The 6,906-nt window shown below is 51.8% G+C and carries 7 protein-coding genes; 1 reads left to right on the forward strand and 6 read right to left on the reverse strand.

The window, feature by feature from the left end:
• The first annotated feature begins 484 nt into the window (after positions 1-484).
• On the forward strand, positions 485-1,498 hold the full coding sequence (locus AN477_RS05220) for a patatin-like phospholipase family protein (RefSeq protein ID WP_054968114.1): 1,014 nt from the start codon (positions 485-487) through the stop codon (positions 1,496-1,498).
• A 65-nt stretch (positions 1,499-1,563) separates the two neighbouring features.
• Here AN477_RS05220 and ndk read toward each other — a convergent pair whose 3' ends face one another.
• The 6 genes from ndk to spoIVA form a co-directional block, all read right to left on the reverse strand.
• Positions 1,564-2,007: a nucleoside-diphosphate kinase gene (gene ndk, locus AN477_RS05225; protein WP_054968129.1), complete on the reverse strand. Its 444-nt coding sequence runs from the start codon at positions 2,005-2,007 to the stop codon at positions 1,564-1,566.
• 121 nt (positions 2,008-2,128) lie between these two features.
• A complete protein-coding gene (locus AN477_RS05230; RefSeq protein ID WP_157061823.1) occupies positions 2,129-3,178 on the reverse strand; it encodes a polyprenyl synthetase family protein in 1,050 nt (349 codons plus the stop codon).
• Positions 3,179-3,197: 19 nt separating this feature from the next.
• Entirely contained in the window at positions 3,198-3,941 is a 744-nt protein-coding gene (locus tag AN477_RS05235; protein WP_054968116.1) for a heptaprenyl diphosphate synthase component 1, read from the reverse strand.
• A 158-nt stretch (positions 3,942-4,099) separates the two neighbouring features.
• Positions 4,100-4,336: a trp RNA-binding attenuation protein MtrB gene (gene mtrB / locus AN477_RS05240; RefSeq protein WP_425388124.1), complete on the reverse strand. Its 237-nt coding sequence runs from the start codon at positions 4,334-4,336 to the stop codon at positions 4,100-4,102.
• A 222-nt stretch (positions 4,337-4,558) separates the two neighbouring features.
• On the reverse strand, positions 4,559-4,831 hold the full coding sequence (locus tag AN477_RS05245) for an HU family DNA-binding protein (protein ID WP_054968117.1): 273 nt from the start codon (positions 4,829-4,831) through the stop codon (positions 4,559-4,561).
• Positions 4,832-5,064: 233 nt separating this feature from the next.
• Positions 5,065-6,543, reverse strand: a complete 1,479-nt coding sequence (gene spoIVA / locus AN477_RS05250; protein WP_054968118.1) for a stage IV sporulation protein A — start codon at positions 6,541-6,543, stop codon at positions 5,065-5,067.
• Between the last annotated feature and the right edge of the window lie 363 nt (positions 6,544-6,906).

The following is a 6,906-nucleotide window of genomic DNA, read 5'->3' on the forward strand; positions in this document are numbered from 1 at the left end:
CACGAAGGAGGCAACCCTTCGCCCGTCGGCCCAACATTGGGGGCAGTCGTGACATTTGCCCTAAACAGTTTCGTTGCTTCGATCATGAGATACAACTGTGCGCCGCGTCAACAGATAAACGCAAAACAAGTGATGGCGCATCGCACCGACGGCAACAAGGATTGAGATTGCGGCCGCAATTCCATTCTTGTGGTGCAGCTGAACATTCTTTGAATATCTGGAGGTGTCCTATCATGGGCGTATTCGGTGGATATACTCGTTGGGCTGTTGTATTTCTGATTATCTTTGTGCTGTTCTTCCTGTTGGTTCCGGGTTACGGTGCTGCCGCAGGGTACTAATGCAACCTGGTTTTGAAGGCGAAAAAGGTGCTGCAGACAATGTCTGCGCGCCTTTTTGCTGTCTATGAAAAACACTCCACGCTTCCCTCGAATATGATGATGGTTAGGACTGACGTGAGGTCAGAGAGCTGAGGAGGGAAGCCTTGATGGACGCGCCTAAACCATGCAAACTGGGTCTTGCTTTAAGTGGAGGGACATTAAAAGCAGCCGCACATGTGGGGGTTCTCGATGCTTTGCATAAGATGGGCATTCAGTTTGACTGTGTGGCGGGAACGAGTGCCGGCTCCTTTGTAGGCGCACTTTACGCACACGGGTTCCAGCCGCAAGATATGGTCAGATTGGTTGACGATTTTCCAGGACCCCGCCTGCTGGATTACGGTTTTCCCCTCGTGTCTTCCATGATCACGTTGACACGCCACCGCTTGTGGCCTAAGTGGCCGAGCAAAGCGTTTAGCCTTCCATCTGGACTTCTGCAGGGACGTCGCTTGGAGCGTTATTTTCGCAAGGCGTTGAAAGGGCGGGCCTACCAGATTCCCTACTACGCAATTGCGACAGACCTTTTCACAGGTTTCCCAATTGTCTATGCGCATCCATTTGACCGAAAAGAGGGTCCTGAGCCTGAATTACCCACTATGTTGGGAGTGCGTGCAGTCCAGCCAATTGACGATGTGGCACGAGTCGTGCGGGGAAGTTGTTCGTTGCCGGGGATTTTTACGCCTGTGGTCATCGGCCCGCATCTGATTGTCGACGGAGGCCTGCGCAGCTATGTACCGGTTGAAGTCCTGAGAGATGTCGGTTGTACGCACATCATCGCAGTCAATCTGTACCGGTTGGAAGAAGAATGGTATCCCGAGAGCTTCGCACATGTCCTCACCAGGTCATTTGACATCCTGCTCGACGAAACGATTGATGCGGATATTAAAGGTGATGACGTATTTTCAATTGCACCCGACGTCAGTCACATTTCGTTTGTCTCTTTCGGTGACATGAAAACCTCTGTGGAAGCCGGTAGGAAGGCTGTGTATGAGCGGCAAGAGGAAATTCGGCAGTTTCTGAATACAGATACTTTCAGCGGTGACGCCAGAACGAACATTGGCCAAACGAAACAGAAAAGGACGAAGGATAGCGTATCCCCCGCCCTTAAGATTACATTACGCTAGAATTTCGTACACTGGATGTGCTGCTCCGTAGCACCGAGTGTGCCAACCTTCGAACAACCTGCAGGTTACTTTAACCAAACGTCGACCGCGCGTTCGTAGGAAACCGTGTCCTCGCTAAACCACAGCCCAATCTCACGCGCTGCACTTTCTGGAGAATCTGAACCATGCACGATATTCATGCCGATGGTCAAACCGAGATCGCCGCGAATCGTCCCTGGTGCAGCGTCTGCCGGGTTGGTCTTTCCCATCATGTTGCGAGCCACAGCAATCGCATTCTCGCCTTCCCAAACCATTGCAAACACAGGTGAGGAAGTGATGAATGTTACGAGTTCACCAAAGAACGGACGTTCTTTATGCTCTGCATAATGCGACTGTGCCAATTCATTTGACACTTGCATGAGCTTCGCCCCGACGAGTTTAAAACCCTTTGATTCAAATCGGCGCACAACTTCGCCTACCAGTCCGCGTTGTACTCCGTCTGGTTTTACCATAACAAACGTGCGTTCCACTGCCAATGATATCGCTCCTCTGCATCTCGTCACTGAATTCGGTCTCCTGTTTCGTGGAGACCTTCCACGGCCCATTGTAATGAAATCCGGGCGACCGTTCAACTTCTGGAAACCGACCAACTTAGAACATGCGTTGATTGACAAAGCGTGCTACGACCTCAAGTGAACGACGCGTACTGCTCTCGTCAAGTCCCCGCAAAATGACAAGCGCTTTATCGAGATACCGGGAGGCGAGTTGATTTGCCTGTTCAAGAGCGCCGGATTCTCTTACCAGTGCCACCGCGGCGTTCAGGTCATCACGCGTCATCGTGGGGGAAACCAGATTCCTCAGCTGTGCGCCCTGGGCGGTACACTGTGCTGTGTAGAGCGCAGGATAGGTGATATTCCCTTGCCACAAGTCATTTCCGACGGGCTTTCCGACCAGAGACTCCGTACCCGAAAAATCAAGAATGTCATCAATCACCTGAAAGGCCATCCCGGTGAAGTACCCAAACCTTCTCGCAGCTTTCACAGCGGCCGCCGGGGCGCCGCCTACCACTGCTCCCAGTGAACAACTGACTGAAATCAAGAGGGCTGTTTTCCGCTCAATACGCCGCAAGTATTTTTTTAGCGGTTGACCGAGATCGTAAAAATCACGGATCTGGTCGATCTCCCCCTCCGTCATACGTACAATGGCATTGGACATCTCAACGTGCAAGGACATGTTGGATAAGGACGACAACAACCGAATCGCTCGTGCGAACAAAAAGTCACCCGTGTACATCGCAGGGCGATTCCCGTATTGCGCCCGTACAGTAGGGTGTCCCCGACGTACAGTTGCATCGTCAATTACGTCATCGTGGACCAATGAAGCCATATGAACCAGTTCTACCGAGGCAGCGAGTCGGTGAACACTCTGTTTCTCCGACATCTTGCCTAACTCGCTGCATAAAAGTGCAAACAGCGGCCTGATGCGCTTGCCACCCGCCGCGAGTAATTGACGAGATGAGCCTGCAAGCAAGGCATTTTCACTCTCCATGGATGTACCAAGGATGTTGTCGATTTCTTGCAAATCGTGCTGATACTGCTCGTAAACTTGCCGAAAATCCATCGGTGCGGCGGCCTCCATCTCATGCTTTGCACCAAGACGTGCAAGGCTGCAATGCCTCCAGTCAAGGGTTAGTGACGCCATCTTTGTGCTTCTACACCCATCAACGGTTCCCCTCCGCCAGCGATTGCTGATCGAGTAAAACGCGTATCTGATGCCACGTATCGAGGACAAAACTTGACGCCGGTCTCATCATGGATTCCCGTGTGCGATCCTCCATGTATCCCTTGGCCTCTGTCAGCCAGTCAAAAGCCTGACGCAACGTAAACGGCCCCGTGCCGTCTCCAAGTTCAGACTGTTCACGGACAACATAGGACCGAACTGTGAAGTGCAGGCCCTTGATCCAGTCTTCCTGATGAGACAAATACATTGCCGCCAGCGTGTACAACAGGTCCCCGTGAATGACTTCCTGCAAAAGTATGTATTGTGCGGGAGACAACTCAGACCGTCTCCGGTGAACCGTCATTTTTGCCTCATTGATGCGAACAACTGCGTCCGACAACGCCTGAATCAATTCAGCATCGCCGACTCTTGAAATGATCCAGTAGTACTGGCTGCTGCAGTAGTCACCAGCCAATACACGCAGTTGCCTTTGCAAGTCGTTTGTGCTGTCGACGTCTTCGTGGATCGCGAGCCCACGATGCAACAACAAAACAGCCTCCAGTACGCTGACAGACTGTTCGCGCGTCATCCCGCCCGCTTCCAGTACAGCTCGCGCCATATCAAAATGAAAGCGGCTTGCGAAGGGGCGTACGCCTGCGGCCTCCAGAAATGCGTGATGGGTGTAGGCACGTACCTTCTTATTGACGTCCTCATATTTGATGAGGTTCACATCGGTCATTGACATGCTTCCATCCCTCCAGCCAAACCAACCCGACCGTAAGTCTTCGATATTATACCACATGACCCGGCTCTCTATATGTGTTCTGTATCACGAAGCGTCCCTCTCAGGGCGTCACGCTCGCCGGTGTCATGCGCGATGGAACATCGGAGACTTAGTCATCCTTACAGATCTCGTTCCGTCGTGTTAATTACACCGAATTTTGTGTATACAACGGCTTTCCCACGGATTTTCATGGCTGAAGTATGTTCGGTAAACTGCGCGATCATCACTTCATCTTTGTCCAACTTCTCCGCATGATGAAACCTGGTCTCCTGCCCGCGCGTCAATCCAATCAGTTGTACACCGTTTTCAAGGGCTCTTATGACAAAATAGTCCCCTAACACAGGTGAATCGGCCACTTGTCCATCCCCCCTCATCGCTACAACAAAAAACCAGCGTTTCTCACGCTGGTTTTGGCCGGACATCAAGGCGCGCGCCCGAATCCGTATGATCCCCGGCTGCAGGTCGACCTATCACATCCGTCACACGCCAAAGCGCAGAGCCATTATAGCTGATTTGACTCAAACGCGCAATCTGACGAGAAACATACCCACAGAACAGCCTGCGTCGGTGGGAACAGTTTATTGAATCCCTTCGCGGAGGTTTTTTCCGGCCTTGAACGCCGGAACCTTGCTCGCCGCAATTTCAATGACTTCACCGGTTTGGGGGTTCCGACCTTTTCGTGCCGCTCTTTCGCGGATCTCAAAGTTACCAAACCCTACGAGTTGGACTTTGTCACCTTGACTGAGGGTTTCTTGAATTACGTCAAATACGGTATCTACGACCTGCGTCACATCCCGTTTGGTCACCCCAGTGCGCTCAGCGACGGCTTGGACTAAATCAGCTTTATTCAATCTTTCCACACTCCTTAACTCTCGTGCATTTTTCGCCAAGGTGTTAAGTTTACATTGAACCTTGTAACGATTGCATTTATTCCAGTCCTATCCCAAATCAAGCATTTTATACATACAGTGCGTCTTTCTTTCTCGTAACAAGAAAACAAGCAGTTCGGCCGATTATGGGACCGAACTGCTTGTTTGGTGCCTGTAGAGGCGCTAGAGTAATCTCTCGAAGCAGGAATCTGCTTTTAGAGGATGATAGCAATCAGACCTCCGCTGCCTTCGTTGATAATCCGCTGCAGGGTTTCTTTCAGTTTGTACTGTGCGTTTTCTGGCATCATCGACAGTTTGCCCGAGATTCCTTCGCGTACAATGGCTGCGAGGGATTTGCCAAAGATGTCACTCTGCCAGATCTTCAGTGGGTCTTGCTCAAAGTCCTGCATGAGGTAACGAACCAGTTCTTCGGATTGTTTTTCAGTGCCTACTATCGGCGCAAATTCGCTTTCAACATCAACGCGAATCATATGAATGGATGGTGCTGTCGCCTTTAACCGAACGCCAAAGCGGGAACCTTGTTTAATCAACTCCGGCTCGTCAAGCGTCATCTCTTCAAGTGCCGGCGGTGCAACCCCGTATCCGGTCATTTTCACCATCTTCAGAGCCTCCGCCACCTTGTCGTACTCGCGCTTGGCGTACACAAAGTCTTTCATCATTCTGAGCAGCTGGTCACGCCCAGTGATTTGGACGCCGACCACCTCTGTTAAGACGCGATCGTACAGTTCATCCGGTGCGGACAGGTCAATGACCGCAACGCCTTTGCCCATGTCCATGTGAGACAGTCCTGCATAGGAGATAAATTCATAGTTCGAAAAGTTTGCCACGACCCGGTCGATGTCGCGAATTCGACGAATGTCCTGAATGGTCTCCTGCACACTCGACTGAAACTCCTGACGGAGCCAATGGTCATCGTCGAGGACCATGACCCAACTCGGCAGGTTTACGTTCACTTCCTTGACCGGGAACTCATACAGTGCCTCGCGCAGGACAGCGTGAATTTCGTGTACGGTCAGCGTTGCACAGGAAAGTGCAATCACAGGAACATCGTATTTCTCGGTCAACTCGTCGCGCAAGTTCTGCGCTCTGACATGTTCAGGGTCCACCGAGTTGACGATGATAACGAACGGCTTTCCGAGCTCCTTGAGTTCGTCGATGACCCGTTCTTCTGCCTCGACATATCCATCGCGTGGAATCTCTGCCACGCTGCCGTCGGTCGTGACCACGATACCCAGTGTGGAATGGTCAGCAATGACTTTCCGTGTTCCGATTTCTGCGGCTTCCTGGAATGGAATAGGTTCGTCAAACCACGGGGTTGTAACCATCCTCGGGCCAGATTCGTCTTCGTATCCTCTGGCTCCTGAGACAGTGTAGCCCACGCAGTCAACCACGCGCACGTTCACATCAAGACCTTCCGCGACGGAAATCTCAACGGCTTGATTCGGGACGAACTTGGGTTCAGTCGTCATAATCGTTCGTCCTGCTGCGCTCTGTGGAAGTTCATCCGTAGCGCGTACGCGTTCCGACTCTTCCTTGATGTTCGGCAAAACAATCAGTTCCATAAACTTTTTGATAAAAGTAGACTTGCCAGTGCGCACGGGGCCGACTACGCCGAGATAGATGTCGCCCCCTGTTCGCTCTGCAATATCCTTAAATACGTCGAACTTTTCCACGCTTCCCCCTCCTCAAGATGACCGGCGCAAACTGCTCCGCCCGTAGTCCTCCCCGAGCCACTGACAATCCCTACGAGCGCCCATGGCGAATAGGACAATACAGTATATGCGCGGCTTGCGCGGGTATGCCGGGGAGGCTTCATCCGCTAGACACTTTTGATGTATATTGTCCAAGCAAAAAAATAGAACGAGAAAAGGTATCCATTGCGAGAAAACAAACGGGAGCAAAATCGAAGAATCGGGTAAGAGGGGGTGACTAACCCCCGTCTTCCCACACCACCGTACGTACCGTTCGGTATACGGCGGTTCACGTTGTGGAACGAATTCCGTCATATCGTTCGACTAAGCTAACCAGTCCTCGGT

This window comes from Paenalicyclobacillus ferrooxydans (assembly GCF_001399675.1).
Taxonomy (GTDB): Bacteria; Bacillota; Bacilli; order Alicyclobacillales; family Alicyclobacillaceae; genus Alicyclobacillus_B; species Alicyclobacillus_B ferrooxydans.